The sequence below is a fragment of the Nonomuraea sp. NPDC002799 genome, from assembly GCF_053592075.1.
In genome coordinates, this window is the sequence record NZ_JBSFVA010000066.1 from 13,344 (window position 1) to 29,672 (window position 16,329).

The 16,329-nt window shown below is 70.5% G+C and carries 17 protein-coding genes and 1 pseudogene; 14 read left to right on the forward strand and 4 right to left on the reverse strand.

Translation table 11 applies throughout. The features are described from left to right. Positions 1-35: 35 nt before the first annotated feature. Both ACWD0F_RS49705 and pnuC read right to left on the reverse strand, forming a co-directional pair. Complete coding sequence (locus ACWD0F_RS49705) at positions 36-1,118, reverse strand: AAA family ATPase (RefSeq protein ID WP_449889832.1); 1,083 nt, start codon at positions 1,116-1,118, stop codon at positions 36-38. After that, a complete protein-coding gene (pnuC, locus tag ACWD0F_RS49710; protein WP_449889834.1) occupies positions 1,115-1,708 on the reverse strand; it encodes a nicotinamide riboside transporter PnuC in 594 nt (197 codons plus the stop codon). The genes ACWD0F_RS49705 and pnuC overlap by 4 nt, the downstream gene beginning before the upstream one ends. Positions 1,709-1,898: 190 nt before the next feature. Between pnuC and ACWD0F_RS49715 the strand changes: the two genes are divergently transcribed. The 7 genes and pseudogenes from ACWD0F_RS49715 to prfH all read left to right on the forward strand — a co-directional run bounded on the left by ACWD0F_RS49715 (position 1,899) and on the right by prfH (position 7,534). After that, the gene (locus ACWD0F_RS49715) at positions 1,899-2,075 is read left to right on the forward strand and encodes a hypothetical protein (RefSeq protein WP_449889835.1); all 177 of its coding nucleotides are present in this window, start codon (positions 1,899-1,901) and stop codon (positions 2,073-2,075) included. 850 nt (positions 2,076-2,925) lie between these two features. Continuing rightward, positions 2,926-3,318, forward strand: a pseudogene (locus tag ACWD0F_RS49720) (DUF4132 domain-containing protein); the annotation flags it as partial. A gap of 8 nt (positions 3,319-3,326) precedes the next feature. Next, the gene (locus tag ACWD0F_RS49725) at positions 3,327-3,509 is read left to right on the forward strand and encodes a DUF7737 domain-containing protein (protein WP_449889862.1); all 183 of its coding nucleotides are present in this window, start codon (positions 3,327-3,329) and stop codon (positions 3,507-3,509) included. A gap of 248 nt (positions 3,510-3,757) precedes the next feature. Continuing rightward, positions 3,758-4,756: an RNA polymerase subunit sigma-70 gene (locus ACWD0F_RS49730; protein ID WP_449889837.1), complete on the forward strand. Its 999-nt coding sequence runs from the start codon at positions 3,758-3,760 to the stop codon at positions 4,754-4,756. Positions 4,757-4,761: 5 nt separating this feature from the next. Next, complete coding sequence (locus ACWD0F_RS49735) at positions 4,762-5,490, forward strand: DUF6069 family protein (RefSeq protein WP_449889839.1); 729 nt, start codon at positions 4,762-4,764, stop codon at positions 5,488-5,490. 248 nt (positions 5,491-5,738) lie between these two features. Next, positions 5,739-6,914, forward strand: coding sequence for an RNA ligase RtcB family protein (locus tag ACWD0F_RS49740; protein ID WP_449889841.1), 1,176 nt, complete (start codon positions 5,739-5,741; stop codon positions 6,912-6,914). Beyond that, positions 6,911-7,534, forward strand: a complete 624-nt coding sequence (gene prfH, locus ACWD0F_RS49745; RefSeq protein WP_449889843.1) for a peptide chain release factor H — start codon at positions 6,911-6,913, stop codon at positions 7,532-7,534. Before ACWD0F_RS49740 ends, prfH begins: the two co-directional genes overlap by 4 nt. Positions 7,535-7,570: 36 nt before the next feature. Here prfH and ACWD0F_RS49750 read toward each other — a convergent pair whose 3' ends face one another. Together ACWD0F_RS49750 and ACWD0F_RS49755 are read right to left on the reverse strand one after the other, a co-directional pair. Then, positions 7,571-8,191: a hypothetical protein gene (locus ACWD0F_RS49750; RefSeq protein WP_449889845.1), complete on the reverse strand. Its 621-nt coding sequence runs from the start codon at positions 8,189-8,191 to the stop codon at positions 7,571-7,573. Positions 8,192-8,381: 190 nt separating this feature from the next. Next, positions 8,382-8,744: an RNA-binding S4 domain-containing protein gene (locus tag ACWD0F_RS49755; RefSeq protein ID WP_449889846.1), complete on the reverse strand. Its 363-nt coding sequence runs from the start codon at positions 8,742-8,744 to the stop codon at positions 8,382-8,384. Positions 8,745-9,241: 497 nt separating this feature from the next. On the opposite strand from ACWD0F_RS49755, the gene ACWD0F_RS49760 reads away from it, so the two are divergent. From ACWD0F_RS49760 to ACWD0F_RS49790, 7 genes are all read left to right on the forward strand, one after another. Further along, positions 9,242-9,580: a hypothetical protein gene (locus tag ACWD0F_RS49760; RefSeq protein ID WP_449889848.1), complete on the forward strand. Its 339-nt coding sequence runs from the start codon at positions 9,242-9,244 to the stop codon at positions 9,578-9,580. Positions 9,581-9,817: 237 nt separating this feature from the next. Further along, on the forward strand, positions 9,818-10,009 hold the full coding sequence (locus ACWD0F_RS49765; RefSeq protein WP_449889850.1) for a hypothetical protein: 192 nt from the start codon (positions 9,818-9,820) through the stop codon (positions 10,007-10,009). Further along, positions 10,009-10,260, forward strand: a complete 252-nt coding sequence (locus ACWD0F_RS49770) for a hypothetical protein (RefSeq protein ID WP_449889852.1) — start codon at positions 10,009-10,011, stop codon at positions 10,258-10,260. Before ACWD0F_RS49765 ends, ACWD0F_RS49770 begins: the two co-directional genes overlap by 1 nt. A gap of 221 nt (positions 10,261-10,481) precedes the next feature. After that, positions 10,482-11,567, forward strand: a complete 1,086-nt coding sequence (locus ACWD0F_RS49775; RefSeq protein ID WP_449889854.1) for a pyridoxal phosphate-dependent aminotransferase — start codon at positions 10,482-10,484, stop codon at positions 11,565-11,567. After that, positions 11,560-13,671: an amino acid adenylation domain-containing protein gene (locus ACWD0F_RS49780; protein ID WP_449889856.1), complete on the forward strand. Its 2,112-nt coding sequence runs from the start codon at positions 11,560-11,562 to the stop codon at positions 13,669-13,671. The genes ACWD0F_RS49775 and ACWD0F_RS49780 overlap by 8 nt, the downstream gene beginning before the upstream one ends. Continuing rightward, a complete protein-coding gene (locus tag ACWD0F_RS49785; RefSeq protein WP_449889858.1) occupies positions 13,668-15,452 on the forward strand; it encodes a carbamoyltransferase family protein in 1,785 nt (594 codons plus the stop codon). Before ACWD0F_RS49780 ends, ACWD0F_RS49785 begins: the two co-directional genes overlap by 4 nt. Continuing rightward, a partial coding sequence (locus tag ACWD0F_RS49790) for a phosphopantetheine-binding protein (protein ID WP_449889860.1) occupies positions 15,449-16,329 on the forward strand: 881 nt, incomplete at its 3' end. The genes ACWD0F_RS49785 and ACWD0F_RS49790, both read left to right, overlap by 4 nt.

Here is a 16,329-nt window from a genome sequence, read left to right on the forward strand (position 1 = left end):
AATAGCCACGCGCATCGCCATGGCCGTGATCGTGGTCAGCGCCGTTCGGGGAGCGGGTCGGCGAGGTCCCAGCCCTTGGCCAGCAGCGCGTCGACGGCGGCGACGGCCGCCGTCAACCGCTGCTCGTGGGAGCCGCGGAGCCTGACGTGGGGACGTCCGGTGCGCTCCAGTTCGTCCTGGAAGCGTACGGTCATCCAGGGGCGGAGGTGTTCCCCGTCGCGCAGCCCGTCGTCCTCGAACGGCACGCCCTCGTGGTCGGTCAGCAACCACAGGTGCTGCCGCCCGCGGCCGGCGATCCGGGCCACCTCCGGATGGCTCCCGCCTACGTAGCGCTCGTGCCAGATGGTGGTGGCGAACGCGTCGGTGTCGCAGAACAGGACCGGGCTCCCGGACCGGGCGGCGGCGTCCTCGTCGTGCTCCTGACGCCGGGCGATGTGCGGGAAGTCGTCGGAGACGAGGGTGACGTCGGCCCACTGCGCGCCGGGCCGGGCGGCCCTCAGCGCCGCCAGCCGCTCCGCGCTGAACGTCCGCCCGTACTCCGGCACCCACAGGGTGGCGGCCCACGGGCCGCCACGGCGGCGGTAGTGCTCGGCGAGCGCGCGCGTCATGGTGGTGGTGCCGGAGGACTCCGCGCCCAGGACGACCACGCGGCGGGCGAGGCCCGCCCGGACCGCGGGGGCCAGGAAGTGCCAGGTGCCGGCCGGGTCGCGGCGCACCGCGGTGCCGGACACCGGCTGGGCGGAGCGCTCCGGATCCACGCACACCGCCGTGGCGCCGAACCTCCTGCCGAGTTCCGCTCCGTAGTCCTCGGAGGTGAAGACCGCGTCGACCGGCTCGGGGACGGCCCGCCGGAAGACGGCCATGTGCGTGTCCCAGACGGCCGGGTCGCCGGTGTCCACGGGGTGGTCGTCCACGGCGCCGACGACTGTGACCCCGGGGTGGACGTCCCGCATCCAGGCGACCCGGTCGCCGAGCGGGATCGACTCCACGGTGGCCGCGCATACCAGTACGGTGAGCCGTTCGCAGCGGGCCGCGGCGGTCGCCACGAGGTGGTGGTGGCCCGCGTGCGGCGGGTAGAACTTGCCGAGCACCAGGCCGTGGCCGAACCGCCGGGTCACGTGAGCGCCCCGGCCGGGGCGCTCACCGCGAGCGCCATGTCACGCCGCCAGCCGCGCAGGCCGAGGACGCACAACGTCAGGAAGGCGACGTACAGGATCGCGGTGAGGTAGAGCTCCTTGTACGCATAAAGCGGTATGTAGACCAGGTCGGCGGCTATCCACAACCACCAGGACTCCAGCCGCTTGCGGCACTGGCCATAGGTGGCGGCCAGTGACAGGCACGTCGTGAGGGCGTCCCAGAAGGGCACGGCGGAGTCGGTCACCCGGGCGAGTAACACGGTCAGGACGGCGACGCCGGCGGCACCGGAGACGAGCAGCCAGATCCACTCGACGCGGCTGGTGCGGCGCACCGGGAGCATCTGGCCGGGGCCGCCTCCGCGAGCCCAGGTCCACCAGCCGAAGCAGGCCAGGGCGATGAAGACGATCTGCAGGCCGGCGTCGGCGTACAACCCGGTCTGGGTGAACAGGACGATGAAGAAGACGTTGTTGGCGATGCCGATGGGCCAGTTGGCGATGTGCTGGCGCGCCACGAGCCAGACGCACAGCGCCCCGGTGGCGAACCCGAGGATCTCGGTCCATGCGAGGCTCACGACCCCACCCCCTTATTGTCAGGGTGACTCTAAGGGGTGGGGCGGGGTTACGTCTCGGCGCCTTCCCGAAATCCGCGGTCAGCCCCCGGCAGCGGCAGAGGGCGCGGGTGGATGCCGCCGCAGCGGTTCTGTCGTTCGCCGCTGCTATAGATGGCGCCACCACCTGATCTCTACGACAAGAGGATGGCCGATGGCATCGGTGACGTTTCGCGACGAGTCCGCGACCGGCCGGGCGTTGGAGGAATTCTCCGTGCCCGGCCTGCCCGAGCGGATCTCGGCCCGGGAGTTGGTACGGCTGCGGGTACGCGAGGAGGTGGCCCGGCACAACGCCTTCCCGGGGCAGCACTTCCGGGGGCTCGGTGGCTGACATGAGCGTTCTCGACGGCGTACTGTCGCCTCTCGCGCAGCGCCTGCTTGACCTGATCACCGGAACCGCGGACGATCCCACCCACTGGCCCGAAGCCTCCCGCCTGAGCGTCGGCCTCGTGGGGCTGGGCACCGGAGCGCCCGTCCAGGCGGACATCGGCGGCTCGATCTCGGCCCGATACGCGCTCGACGAGCACGCCAGGCGGCGGCTGGTCGAGCCGGCCGGCGAGCTGGTCGGATTTCTCCTGGCGGAGGTCAGAAGGCACGCGTACGGCCGCTCCCCGGCGCTGGTGGCGGCCGGGCTGGCGGGGATGGACACCGACGTGCGCGCCGTGCTCGCCGAGGGGCTCGGGCCGATCTCGGTCGCCGAGATGGACGTGGTGCTCGGCTGGGAGGTGGAGCTCCGGGCGTTGTACTCTGAGGCGGAACGGTTTCCCGAGCTGGTGCCCAGCCTGCCCGAATGGCTCGGTGGGCTGCCCGGTTACCTGGACTTCGCCCGTACGGCGCTGGAAATGGCGCGGGCCCGCATCACGGCGATTCACGCGGGCGAGATCCCGTACAAGGCGGAGAAGGCGTTCGACGACGGCGAGAAGCGGGTCCTCGGCCGGGCTGTCCGGCTGGCGCTCTCCCGCGACGAGACCTGGCTGCCCGAGCTGCTCGACGAGCTGGTACGCGGGATCGCGGTGGCGCCCACCCAGGCCAAGACCCTGCCCTCGCAGGGGCTGCTGTTCGAGATCGCCCGCGCGGTGGAGCAGTATCCGACGCCGGAGGCGATCTCCGCGCTGCGCACCGCCCGCCGCATCACCCGGCACGGCGGGGTGCCCATGCAGCTCGACCGCAAGTTCAAGCGCATGGAGCCGGCCCTGGCCGAGCGGCTGGAGGTGGCGTTCAGGGTCCCCGACGGGCGGGTACGGCAGGCGTTCGGCGAGCACACGGCGGTGATCTCGACCGACGGCGGGGTCGAGCTGTCGTGGTGGCACGGGGACAAGAAGCTGAAAGCGGTCCCGGCGGCGGTCCGACGGGAGCACCCCGACGAGGTCAAGCGGCTGCGCGAGCTGGCCAAGCTGACCCAGCAGCAGCAGGCGACCCTCGGCAGGGCGCTGGAGGCCGGATTCACCGGCGAGACGGCCGCGCCGTACCGGCAGCTCGAAGGCCATCCGATCGTCGAACGGCTGATCTGGGAGTTCGAGGTCTCCCCCGGCGTGTGGCGCGCCGAGCTGGGGCTGAACGTGCCGGACCTGCCGGTGCGGCTGTGGCATCCGGCCCGTGCGTCCGTGGACGAGGTACGCGGCTGGCGGGAGGTGGCCCCCATTCCGGGCTGTTCCTGCCGTTCGAGGAGGACGGCCGGTTGGCGCTCATCCTCAGCAAGGCCTTCCTGCTGGCGAACGACACCGCCATCACCGACCCCTCCATCACTCGCCAGCTCCGGGGGTGACCGCCTGACGACGTAGTCGCGTTCACCAACGGCCTCGGCCTTGAATGCGCTGGTCGTCCATGGCGGCACAACAACCATGCTCAGCCGCGGGCGGGCGGAACACCTGGCGGCCGTGCCGGCCGATGTGCTCCTGTTCGACTTCGTCCAAGCCGGTTGGGGAGACCGGGCGGGCCGGCCCTGGTGATGAGTTGTCGCGCCCGTACCCGTCACACCTACGACGGGACACGACGAAGCGGAAGGATGACGCGATGAATGCGGACACGCGACCGGAGGAGCTGGGCGTGAGCGGGCTGGGCGAGGTCGACGAGCCCGCGTTCTCGGGGCTGGCGGAGCGGCACCGGCGGGAGCTGCACGTGCACTGCTACCGGATGCTCGGCTCGTTCGAGGACGCCGAGGACACCGTGCAGGAGACGTTCCTCCGTGCCTGGCGGCGGCGGGAGACCTTCGAGGGGCGGTCGACGTTCCGGGCCTGGCTGTACCGGATCGCCACCAACGCCTGCCTGGACCTGCTCGCCAAGTGCCGCCCGGAGCCTGCGACCGGCGGCGAGGTGCTGTGGCTGCAGCCCTACCCGGACCGGCTGCTCGACGAGCTGCCCGCGGGCGACGCGGACGAGCCGGAGGCCGTCGCCGTCGCGCGGGAGACGATCGAGCTGGCGTACCTGGTCGCAGTCCAGCACCTCGCGCCGCGCCCGCGGGCCGTGCTGATCCTGCGGGACGTGCTCGGCTGGCCGGCGAAGGACGTCGCGGAGCTCCTCGGGGACTCCGTCAACTCCGTGAACAGCGCGCTGCAGCGGGCCCGCGCCGGCATGCGGGAGCACCTGCCCGCCGAGCGGCAGGACTGGACCGGTGGCGAGGAGGACGCCGGGACGCGCGAGCTGGTGCGCCGCTATACCGACGCCGGCGTGGCCACGGACGTCGGCGCGCTCGCCGCACTGCTGCGGGACGACGTCCGCTGCTCGATGCCGCCCACACCGGGCCTGTACGTCGGCCGCGACACGGTGGTGAACGACTGGATCGAGAGCGGCTTCGAGGGCATGAAGCACCTGCGCGCCGTCCCCACCTCCGTGAACCGGCAGCCCGCCGTCGCCTTCTACCAATGGCGGACGCAGGAGAGCGCGTACCTGCCGCTGACGATCGACGTCCTGCGCGTCACCGGCGGGGCGATCACCGAGATCGTCACGTTCCACGACGACCAGTTCCCGCGGCTCGGGCTGCCGGAGCGCCTGCCGGCGGACGGCACGGAGTAGTCCCGGTGCGGACGCTCGCGCTGCGCGGTGGCGCGCGTGTCGTGGTGGCCGCGGCGGAGTGGTGCGACGCGTTCGGCGTCGTCACCCGCGGGCGGGTGCAGCTGGAGCTGCGCGACGGCGAGCCCGGGCCGGTCCTTGGACGCGACGCCGGGTTCTGGCTCCGCGGCACCGGCGTCCGCGCCCTGCGGAACCCCGGCCGTCGCACGGCGAGGGTACGCATCGTCACCCCCAGGGCCAGGACCGTCAACACACCCCGTACGCCAGTCATCGAACGATGGAGGAACGACATGAATGACATCGGAGGCGTCGCGGGCCCGGCATCGGGCCGGACCAGTCACACCCACCGACTTGGCGGGCTCGCCGGCACCGGTTTCATCGCCGCGCTCGCGGCGACGGTGGCCACCACCCTCGCCGCTGCGCTTGCCCAGGCCGTCGGCGCCGACTTCGAGGTCCCCGATGGTGGCGAGACGATCCCGTTGGCGGGGTTCGCCGTGGTGACCGGCTTCTTCTCGGTCGTGGGCGTCGTCATCGCCGTCGCTCTTCTTCGCTGGAGCGCTCGCCCCGCCCGGCGATTCGTGTGGACGGCGGTGTCGCTGACCGCGATCTCGTTGGTCCCGCCCCTCCTCGCCGGGGCGAACACCGCCACCACCACCGCCCTCCTCGGGCTGCACCTCGTCCCTGCGACGGTGATGATCCCCATCCTGGCGCGGAGCCTCCGCGCCAGGACCGGTTGACGATCGAAAGCTGAGTCGGAGAAGCACAGGGCACCTTGCGGGGATGCTCTGTGCTCGGCAGCCATGCACGGGGGTTCGGAGATCCGGTGGTGCTTCGACGTACGACCGAAAACCGTTTGCCTCGTGTGGTGCGCTCGGGGAACGTTGTGTCCATGATGCTCTGACGGAAGCCCCGCTATGTGAGATGCCACGGCGCTTGCTCGCACCGTGATGCCGCCCCCCTGCCCTGTTCAGCGAAGAGAGCGTCTTTGTCTCAGCAACACTCCCGGCCACCAGCGACCACGGCCGCGGGTTCGGCCACCGTCACCGTTTTCGCCTCCCCCACAAGCTGGATCGAGTCCGATGCCGTCGCGCAGTGCCACCAGGTGGCCGCCCTCGACGGCATGATGCACGTCGCCGCCATGCCGGACCTGCACCCCGGCAAGGGCGCCCCCATCGGCGCGGCCATGACGTCGACCGTGTTGTACCCGTTCCTGGTGGGCTCCGACATCGGTTGCGGTATCGCCGTGTTCCCCGTCAAGCTCAAGCGGGCCGTACCCGAGAAGCTTGCCGCCCGGTTCCCGGATCTCGATCGCGCGCTGGATCCTGAGCAGGATGCCGACGACCCGGCTTGGGCGGTGCTGAAGGGCGATATTCCCGCAGGTCACCATGAGGGCCTCGGGACGGTCGGCCGGGGCAACCACTTCGTCGAGCTGGCGCGGATCGGGACCGTCTTCGAGCCGGGGCACGCGAGCCGTCTCGGGCTCGCCGTCGGTGATCTGGTTCTCATCGTCCACAGCGGTTCACGCGGGCTGGGCGAGCAGATCCTGCGGGCGCACACCGAGGTCCACGGCGCGGGCCCCGCCCCTGATCCCGGCGCCTACCTGGCGATGCATGACGACGCCGTACGCTGGGGATCACTCAACCGGCGGCTGCTGGCCGCCCGGGTCGCCCACGCCCTGGGGGCCGAACCCACCGAACCGATCGTCGACCAGTGCCACAACCTGGTCGAGCTCCGCGACGGGAGCTACCTGCACCGCAAGGGGGCGGCCCCGGGTGACGGCCGCGACGTGCTCATCGCCGGTACGCGGGGCACCCCTTCCTACCTGGTGGCCGGTCACGCCGGGCCGGACGCCGGTCATTCCGTGGCGCACGGTGCGGGCCGCAAGATGTCGCGTGCCGACGCCCTGCGCCGGGGGCGAGCCAAGCACACGGTCGAGGAGCTGCGCCGCACCCCGATGGGCTCGCTGGTGGTGTGCGGCGACCGCCAGCTGCTCTTCGAGGAGGCGCCGACGGCCTACAAGCGCATCGAGCAAGTGATCGCCGACCTCGTCGACCATGACCTGGCCACGCCCGTGGCCACCACGATCCCGCTGGTCACCTACAAGACACCCGACCTCGGATCGACGTCTCAGAAGCACCGCCGCAAGCGGGGGCGGCCGTGAGCGTCCACCTGCTCCTGTCGGCCGGGCGCGGCCCGCAGGAGTGCGCCTGGGCACTGGCCGAGCTGCTGCACCGTCTGGAAGCCGACGCCACCCGGCAGAGCCTGGACATCCATCGCGCCCAGACCGTCCCCGGTGACCGGCCAGGCACCTACCGATCGGTCCTCATCCGGATCGCCGGCGCCGGCGCCGAGGCGTTCGCCGCCTCGTGGACCGGAACCCTGTGCTGGCAGGCCCCCAGTCCCTACCGGGCCGGCACCAGCCGAAAGAACTGGTACGTCATCGCCCAGCCGTGCCGGCTCGACACCCCGCGCACGACGTTCACGGAAGCGGACGTCGACATCGTCGCCTGCCGCACCGGCGGCCCCGGCGGTCAACATCGCAACAAAGCCAGCACGGCCGTACGGGCGACCCACCGTCCCACCGGGATCGTCGTCGTGGTCGACACCGAGCGGCAATTCAGCCTCAACCGCCGCATCGCCATGCGGCTGCTACGGCAACGCATCGAGCACGACGACGAGGCAGCGGAGCGCGCCGCCACCACCGTCCGCTGGCAGGTCCACGACGAGCTCGTACGCGGCAACCCCACCCGCACCGAGCGCCCGGTCCGGTCTCCGCGCTGACGGTCTCGTACAGAGACCGAACCATCTAGAGACGGATCACTTCTCGTAAGGGTCCTCTCCCAAGCCGATGTGCACGGCCAGCAGGTGCAGGACGTGCCGGAAGTCGAAGCTTCCGTCGTGGTCGGCCAGTCCCGCGTTCCAGACCGCGGCGGTGGTCCGCAAGGCGGCCTGGGCCAGGCCGGGCTCCAGCGCCTCCTCCAACACCACAGCGATGCGCGCCTTCTCCATGAGGCTCTCCCAGAGGGCTTCCAGACTCTGGCGGCGGTCGTCGGGCTGGGTGAGGAGGTAGGGGGATCGAGCGGGTGGCGTGAGTGCCTCCGGTGGCGGAGTGAGCTCCTCCCGATAGGACCGCAACCTGTGCTGGGCGGCCGTCGCGGGGTCACCCCGCCGCCGGGTGACGATCAGCTCCCAGGCCTCCGCGAACGGATCGTCCGATGGCGGCGGGGTCGGCATCAGTTGTTCGACCGCGAGCCGGATGAGGTCGTGGAGCCGCTCGGGGGCGGGGTCGTTGACGATCTCGGCGAGCCGGGGGTCGGCTTCGATGATGCGGCGGTGTTCCGCCGGCGGGTTCAGCCGTGGGAGTCCGGTGGAGGGCGGGGTCGGGTGCAGGGCGATCTTCAGGTGCTGCCGGGCCCACCATGCCTGGTCGAGCCGCACTTCGGACAGCGTCTCCCCGAGGGTCAGCGCGGCGGCGTACCAGTCCTGCTGCCACTGCGCGGGCGGAACGGTTCATCGAAGCCCAGGCCGTGTACCCACGTGATCGCCGCCTGATCGGGAAGGTGGGCTCGGCTGGATCGAGTCCACCTAGCGGCAGGCCCGTCAGGCCCCTGGCCGGCCAGTTGAGCGATCACTCCGGGTGTGCCTGGCGCCCGAGTAGCTTGTCGATGGTGCGGCGTTCGCGTTTGGTGGGGCGACCCGCGCCACGAGCGCGAACGGCCACCGTCACGATCTCCTCGCGTGGCGGAGGCGGCGGGCTCTTGTCGATGTAGCACTCGGCGGCCACGACGGCACCGACGCGCTTGGTGATGATCCGGGAGACGACCACGATGCGTTCGCGCCCCTCGTGCCACAGCCGGACCTCGTCGCCGGCCCGGACGCTGTGCGCGGGCTTGACCCGCACCCCGTCGACCCGGACGTGACCGCCCCGGCAGGCGTCGGACGCGATCGAACGAGTCCTGGTCAGCCGCACCGCCCAGATCCAGCTGTCCACCCGCGCGCTCAACTGCTCCTCTGCCGCCCCGACACTGTACTGAGAGCGTCAAGGGCGATCACCCACGGACACTACGTCACGCATTCAATCTGTACGCGGCCCCGTGGTCCAGAATTGCAGCTTGAACAAGCTCGCCCGATATATTTTTCGCGGGAATTCGGGATCGGCGTCGTTGGTCGGATTCTTCCTCCGAAGAAATGGGAGATGCCTGATCGTTCGGTGAGTGCTTTGCTGGGCTGAGCCATCCTAGTAAGCTCCTGATTCACGGAGAGACCCACAATTCTTCGCCCACACCCCATAGACCTGGCGGCCACACGCGGCACCGGTGATCCTTCCGCAAAAAACCGCGGTGCGGAGCTGATCGGCAGGGAGCAATATGAGTGCATGACTGATGACAATCCTGCCTTCATGTCAGCTCTCACCACCGAGCACTTCGTCCTGCAGACCGCCGCGAGCACGGCCACCAGCGAGGAGTCGGCCCGGCCACGCTGTACGTGATGGCACTGTCCAGCTCGCTGATAGCGCTCGGCTTCGCGGCCCCGCCCTCGCCGGCGTTCGCGCCGATGGCGGCAGCCCTCCTGCCCGCGCTGGTCATCCTCGGCCTTTTCACCAGCGTACGGCTGGTGGACACGGGCCTGCAGAACATCCTGTGCCGCAGCGCGATGGCCCGCATCCGTCGCTACTACCGCGACCTGTCCCCGCAGGCGCCCGCGTACATCATCGCCTGGGCCGGTCCGGCCGAGGACGACGCCGTGGCCGCGGCCGCGGCCACGGCCACGCTGGGCATCGCGGCCAGTGCATCGACCACCTCGTCCAGCACCTCGCGCCGCTCGTAGGCGGAGTGCTGCCGCCGGCCCGAAACCGCCGGCCGAAGCCTCGGTGAGCTGGAGAAGCACCTGGCCGCCAAGGGGGCTGTGGGTGCTTGTGGCGGGCACCTGCCAGGCGTTGTCCCGCCAGGGCGGGCGTAGTGACAGCAATTATCCCCGTGACGCATTCTTGTGGCAGCGGCGAACACAAAGACGCAGGAAAAGCCGCCATTCGAGGTCGAGAAGGGATAAGAAATGGTTCACGTCATGACGAACACCACGGTCCGGGCAATTCTCCTTTCGGTATTCGTCGCTGCGCTACTCGTCGCCGGAATCCGTCTCGCTTCGAGCTCGGCGGGGGACGGATTCGGGTGGGGCGGCACGTCGCTCACCGTGGCCGCCGGTGAATCGCCGGGCGGATTCGGCTGGGGCGTGGCCACACCTGCACCGACGGTTTGATGCAGCTCTCATCACTGCGCGTGGCCCCGCTCGTGTCGTTCGCCCCTGAGACTCTGCGGGAGCTGCTGGAGGCGAACGCGACCTCGGACACCAGACTTGAGCACATACAGGTCAGAGCAGGCCCGAACGGGTTGCAGATCTTCGCCTTCTTCCGCTCGACCTCAGCGCACGAAGCGGAAGCCAGGCTCCGCCGACTCATCGCGACCACGATCACCAGCACGCCCGCACTGCATTCATGGCGCATCGTCTGAGCCGAAGCCCGTTATCGCGATGACCTCATCATGGCCGGAATGAGAACAGAGGAGATCGCATGCACTGACCGGACTCGCCGCTTGAAATGCCGCCGGCCCGCCGAGACCGCTGGACGCAGCACGATTGGCGGCCCGGCACTCACCCCTTTGCCCATAGGAACTGACATGAGTGCACCGACATACGCGCTTACATTCACCACTGGTCCGAAGGACGGATCTCGATGAGCAGAATCCGCGACATTGGCGGGCAATTCAGCGGCAAGGCATTCCTGGACAGCAACGAGAGCCCGCTCGGCCCGCCGGCCGGAGCTGTCCGACGACTTCTGGAACAGCTCGACCATCTTCATCGCTACCCGCGCGGGCTGCGCGAGGAGGTGACGAGGGCGGTCGCCGCCCACTATCGGGTGGACCCGGCGTCGGTGCTGCTCACGTGCGGCGTCGATGAGGCGACAGACCTCGCGTTGTCCATTCGCGCGCGAGCCTGGTGCCTCGTGCCCGGGTTCGATGGATACGCCGATCGTGCGCGCTTCATCGGGCGTCCCGTGCGGACGATCGCCCTCGATCAGGACTGGCAGCCGACCATCGCGCCGGACCGTTTCGGCGCCAGTGACGTGGTGTTCGTCGCGCAGCCGAACAACCCGACGGGCAACCTGTTCGATCGCAGGTGGGTCGACGGGCTCGTGCGGTCGCCGGCGCTGACGTTCCTGGATGAGACGTATCTGGAGTTCGCCAACGAGCCGTCGTACGTGTCGCGGCTCGACGTCTCCAATGAGCCGTCGTACGTGCCGCGGCTCGACGTGGCAACCGACCTCGTCGTGTTCAAGAGCTTCTCCAAGATGTTCGGCCTGGCCGGGCTGCGTGTGGGAGCCATGCTGGGCCATCCCGACCTCATCGCGAGGTTCGCCACCGGCCAGAGTTTCTACTCCACCGATTCGGTCGCGCTCAGCGCGATCCTCGGCGCGCTGGAGGACACCGACTTCCAGGAAAGGCATGTCCGCTACGTCCGCGACGCGCGCAACGCGTACGTGAACGTGCTGGCCAAGAGCACCTTCATCGAAGAGACCCGCAACACCCAGGCCAACTTCGTGCTGGCTCGCTGCCGTAACGAGGCCGCGGCGGCTGTCGTGGCCGGCGCGCTGGCCGACCGGTGGATACACGTGCGCGACTGTGTCTCGGTGGGGTTGCCCGGCTGGCTTCGCGTGAGCGTCGGCACCCCGGATGACCTGGTCGCGCTGGCGGCGGCCCTGGACGAGCTGGACTCCGTCAGCGTCCCGGCGCCCGCGCGGGAGGTGGCCAGCCATGCGTAGGGTGGACGTTCCCGTCCAGCTCGCCAGGTCAGCGCAGCAGGGCGCCGCGCGGGTGGCCGAGCTGCTCGATGTGGATGTGAACGCGGTCGTGGCCGCGGCCTGCCTCATCGTGACCGCCCACGAGCAACGTCTCTCGGCACTGGACCTGCGGGTCGACTTCCCCGCGAACGACGAGGCCCCCGACCTGCGGGCCGCCCTCCCCGCGAACGCGAACGAAGCGGCCCGCGACCTGCGGTTTTCCTGGCGCATGCCCATCGGCTCGGTCGTCCGGCGCGTGAACGCCCTGCTGGGCGACTGCCGGCTGCACGACAACCCGAGCGTCCGGATGGAGATCGGTCAGGAGAGCTTCCTGCTGGACTCGCATGGCCAGGGGGCGCTGTCATCGAGCCATCCGTACCTGCTCAGCATCGCCGACCCGCCGGTGATCGGCGCCGCGCTGTCCGGCTCCGCCGAGCGCAACGCGCTGCTGGCCTCGCGGCTCGCGGTGCTCCTGTCCGGGATGGCCGAGGAGCTGGACCAGCCCGCCGGCCGGACGCCGCTGTTCAGTCCGGCTGACCGGCAGATCGTCGAGGCCGCGCACGACACCGTGCCGTCCTGGGATGAGGGCACCGTCTGCGCCCTCATCGAGGAGCAGATCGCCAGTGCTCCCGGCAGGACGGCCGTCGTCGAGAACGAGCGTGAGCTCAGCTACGGCGAGCTGGCCATGGCGGTGCACCACCTCTCCGAGCAGCTCGCGGCGGCCGGCCTGGCGGCGGGCGACGTGGTGGCGGTCGGCATGGGGCGGCAGATCGAGCTGATCGTCACCTATCTGGCGTTGTGGAAGCTGGGCGCCGCGTTCATCCCGGTCGACCTCCGGCATCCAGGCTCCCGGCTCAGGGCTCAGCTGGCCGCGGCCGGCGCCACGACCGTGGTGGTCCCGCCGGGCGACCGGTCCGGCCTCGACGGGTACCGGACCGTCGTCGCCGAGATACGGACCACGCCGTCAGCGAACAGGACCCCGCTGGCCGGTGTTCCGTCGGACCTGGCCTACGTCATGTCCACCTCTGGCTCCACCGGGACGCCCAAGGCCGTGGGGATCCCGCACGTCGCGCTGCACAACTGCATCCAGGCGTTCAGCGCGCTCCTGCCCATGGCCGAGCCCCGCGTCGCCTGCCTCACCAGCGCGATCTTCGACATCTCACTCCTGGAGCTCCTGCTGCCCCTGGCCACGGGCGGGCAGCTCCACCTGCTGGACGCGGAGACCCAGCGGGATCCGGTGCGGCTGGTCGCCTGGCTGCGCGCGGCGCGACCGGACATCGTGCAGGCGACGCCGACGACCTGGCGGATGTTGCTGCCGTACGTGACGGATGAGCTGGTGGGTACGACGGTCCTCTGCGGGGGCGAGGCTCTCGGCTCCGACCTGGCCAAGGAGCTCGTCGCCACGGACGGTCGCGTATGGAACCTCTACGGGCCCACGGAAGCCACCATCTGGTGTACGGCAGCCAAGGTCGACGCCGCCGACGTGGACTCCGGATCGATCGGGCGGCCCATCGCCGGCGTCACCGCGGCCGTGCTCGACTCGGAAGGGCGACCGGTGCCGGTCGGCCTGCCGGGCGAGCTGTATGTCGCCGGCACCCAACTCGCCCTGGGTTACCTCGGCGATCCGGACAAGACCGCCCGAGCGTTTCCCGAGCTGCCCGAGCTCGGCCGGATGTACCGGACCGGCGACCTGTGTTCCTGGCACAGCGACGGGTTTCTCCGTTTCCACGGCCGCGTCGACAACCAGGTGAAGCTGCGCGGGCACCGTATCGAGCTGGAGGAGATCGAGGCCACGGCCGAGCGCCATCCGCTCGTGGCCCGCGCCGTCGCCGTGGTCGTCGACCGTACGGCCGGGGATCAGCGGCTGCTGGTGTACGTGCAGCTGCAACCGGGCGCCCAGCCGAACGACGACGATCTGCGGGCTCACCTGGAGCGCAACCTGCCGGCCGCCCTGGTCCCCCAGCACATCGTCGTCTCCCCGGCCCTGCCGCAGACCGCCAACGGCAAGGTCGACCGCAACGCGGTGAAGGCGCACGGGGCCTCGTTGATCAACACGCCCACCTCGACGGCAGCGGAGCAGAGATGAACATCCTCGGATACAGCGGACTGGACAACAGCGTCTCTTTCAAACGCCGGGAGCTGCCCGGCTTATCGGGCGCGGAATACCGGATCGGCCAGGGCTTCGACTCGGCCGCCGCCCTCGTGTCAGACGGCAGGGTGCGCGCGGCCTCGGCGGAGGAGCGGTACACCGGAGAGAAGGCCACCGGCCGGTTTCCGCGGCAGGCGATCGCCAACTGCCTGCGGCGCGCGGGCCTGTCCGCCCGTGACCTCGACTACGTCGCCCACGGCTTCTCCTACGAGCCGGGCGCTCTGGAGGACGCCGACGAGTTCAGCGCCCGGCGCTTCGAGGAGGTCTACGATCCGGCGGTGCAGCTCCGGCTGCTGACCGGCTGCTACCCCGAAGAGGACTGGACCGGCCGGCTCGTCGCGGTGCCGCACCATCTGGCACACGCCGCCAGCGCCTACTACCCGAGCGGCTTCGAGGACGCGCTGGTCCTGGTGGCCGACGGCATGGGGGAGACGGAAAGCCTGACGGTCGCCGTGGGCAGCCAAGGCAAGCTGGACGTACGGCACCGCATTCCCGCCCTGCACTCCCTCGGCACCCTGTACAGCGTCTTCACCCACTATCTCGGCTTCCTCATCGCGATGGACGAGTACAAGGTCATGGGTCTGGCCCCGTACGGCGACCGCCGCCGCTACCACGACGAGCTCACGACGATGGTCAGGCTGGGCGAGAACGGCACGTTCACCATCCCGCTGCTGGCGCGCAACAGGGACCTGGTGGAGCGGGAGACCTACCGCGGCGTCCTGCGCGCTCTCGTCGAACAACTGGGGCCCGCGCGGCCGCCCGGCGCCCCCATCGAGCAGCGCCACATGGACATCGCCGCCGGCCTCCAGGCGACCCTGGAAACGTGCCTGCTGCACGTGCTGGGCCACTTCCGGGCGGCGACCGGCCTGCGCGACCTGTGCTTCGCCGGCGGGGTGGCGCTGAACTGCACGGCGAACGGCGTCATCGCGCGCAGCCGGCTGTTCGATCGGGTCTTCGTCCCGCCCGGCGCGGGCGACGACGGCACCGCCATCGGTGCGGCTCTCCACGTCCAGGCGAACCGGGAGCCGGGCACCGAGATTCCCCGGATGAGCATGCCGTACTGGGGGGAGTCCTACACCGAGGCGGAGATCGGCCAGGCCGTGACCGCCGCCGCCGGCGGCGTCACCGCCCGGAGGGTCGACGACTTCGACGAGATCGTCACCGAGGTCGCGGGCCGGTTGGCGGACGGCCGGGTCGTGGCGTGGTTCCAGGGGGGAATGGAGTTCGGTCCTCGGGCCCTGGGCAACCGCAGCATTCTCGCCGACCCGCGCGACGCCCGCATGCGTGACCACATCAACGGGCTGATCAAGCAGCGGGAGGACTTCCGCCCCTTCGCTCCCATCGTGACCGAGGAGGACGCGGCGGAGTACTTCGAGATCCGGCCGGGCACCGAGAGGCAGTACGCGCACATGCTCTTCACCACCCGCACCCGCGCTCGTCACCGCGCGCACCTGGGCGCCGTCACCCACGTCGACGGCTCAGCCCGCGTCCAGGTCGTCACCCGTGACGGCAATCCGCGGATGTGGACCCTGCTGAACGCCTTCAAGGCGCGCACCGGCATGCCCGTGCTGCTCAACACCTCTTTCAATCTTCGCGGGCAGCCGATCGTGCGGACCCCGGAGATCGCCGTCGAGACGTTCCTGCGCGGCGGGCTCGACTACCTGGTCATCGGCGATCACCTCCTCGCCCCCTCGACCGGAAACGGCCCCCTGTCATGACCGAACTGATCGGTCTGTTCCCGTCCGCCGGCGTCGAGACGGTGTCCACGCTGACCGCCGATCGGGTGTGCGTCACCCCGTCCTTCCTGCGCGGCAGGTCGCGGCGCGAGGTCGGTGTCAGCCGCGAGCGCCTGGCCGGGATCGCCGAGGTCTGCGGCACGTCTCCCGGAACGGTGTTCGTCGCCGCCGTGCAGGCGCTCCTGCTCGCCGAGCCCGCTGAGGGCGTGCTGACAGGTGTCGGTGTCACGGACGGCGGCGCACCCGAACTCCGTGCCGTGCTGACCGAGGTGAGCGACGATCTGACTCTCCAGGGGCTCTGCGTGGTCACGGGCGAGGCGCTTCTCGACCGTGCGGGCACAGAGCAGCAGCCTCGTGTGGCGGTGCTCCCCATCGGGGCGGGCGCGGAGTTCCTCCAGGCAGGTGACCCGGCCACGCTCGACGACGAGATCGCCTGCGTGGACATCGCCTTCGTCTTCGAGCAGGCGGCCGGCGGCTGGCAGGTGTCGTGCGAGTACGACGAGGACCTGTATTCCGCCGCGGCCGTCGATGCCTACCTCGATCGGCTGAACTGGCTGCTGGCCGCCCTGGCCGGAGACCGGGTACTGCAGGTCAGGGACCTGCACGCCGGCGCGACGTACGAGCGGCTTCGCCCAGAGCCGGTGCCGCCGGTCTTCGTGGAGCCGCGCTCGGAGACCGGGCGGGTACTGGCGGGGATCTGGGCGGAGGTTTTGGGTGTGGCTCGCGCGGGCGACACCGATGACTTCTTCGCGCTGGGCGGCCATTCGATCCTGGCGGTTCAGGTCGTGGCGCGGGTGCGGGAGGTGTTCGGGGTCGAGCTGGGGCTGGACGACCTGTTCCAGGCTCCGACGCTGGCCGA

What these genes read in the sequence shown, in the direction of transcription:
- ACWD0F_RS49715 (WP_449889835.1), top strand. Translation starts at nt 1,899, where the DNA reads ATGGCATCGGTGACGTTTCGCGACGAGTCCGCGACCGGCCGGGCGTTG.
- ACWD0F_RS49730 (WP_449889837.1), top strand. Translation starts at nt 3,758, where the DNA reads ATGAATGCGGACACGCGACCGGAGGAGCTGGGCGTGAGCGGGCTGGGC.
- ACWD0F_RS49760 (WP_449889848.1), top strand. Translation starts at nt 9,242, where the DNA reads ATGGCACTGTCCAGCTCGCTGATAGCGCTCGGCTTCGCGGCCCCGCCC.
- ACWD0F_RS49765 (WP_449889850.1), top strand. Translation starts at nt 9,818, where the DNA reads ATGACGAACACCACGGTCCGGGCAATTCTCCTTTCGGTATTCGTCGCT.
- ACWD0F_RS49770 (WP_449889852.1), top strand. Translation starts at nt 10,009, where the DNA reads ATGCAGCTCTCATCACTGCGCGTGGCCCCGCTCGTGTCGTTCGCCCCT.
- ACWD0F_RS49775 (WP_449889854.1), top strand. Translation starts at nt 10,482, where the DNA reads ATGAGCAGAATCCGCGACATTGGCGGGCAATTCAGCGGCAAGGCATTC.
- ACWD0F_RS49780 (WP_449889856.1), top strand. Translation starts at nt 11,560, where the DNA reads ATGCGTAGGGTGGACGTTCCCGTCCAGCTCGCCAGGTCAGCGCAGCAG.
- ACWD0F_RS49785 (WP_449889858.1), top strand. Translation starts at nt 13,668, where the DNA reads ATGAACATCCTCGGATACAGCGGACTGGACAACAGCGTCTCTTTCAAA.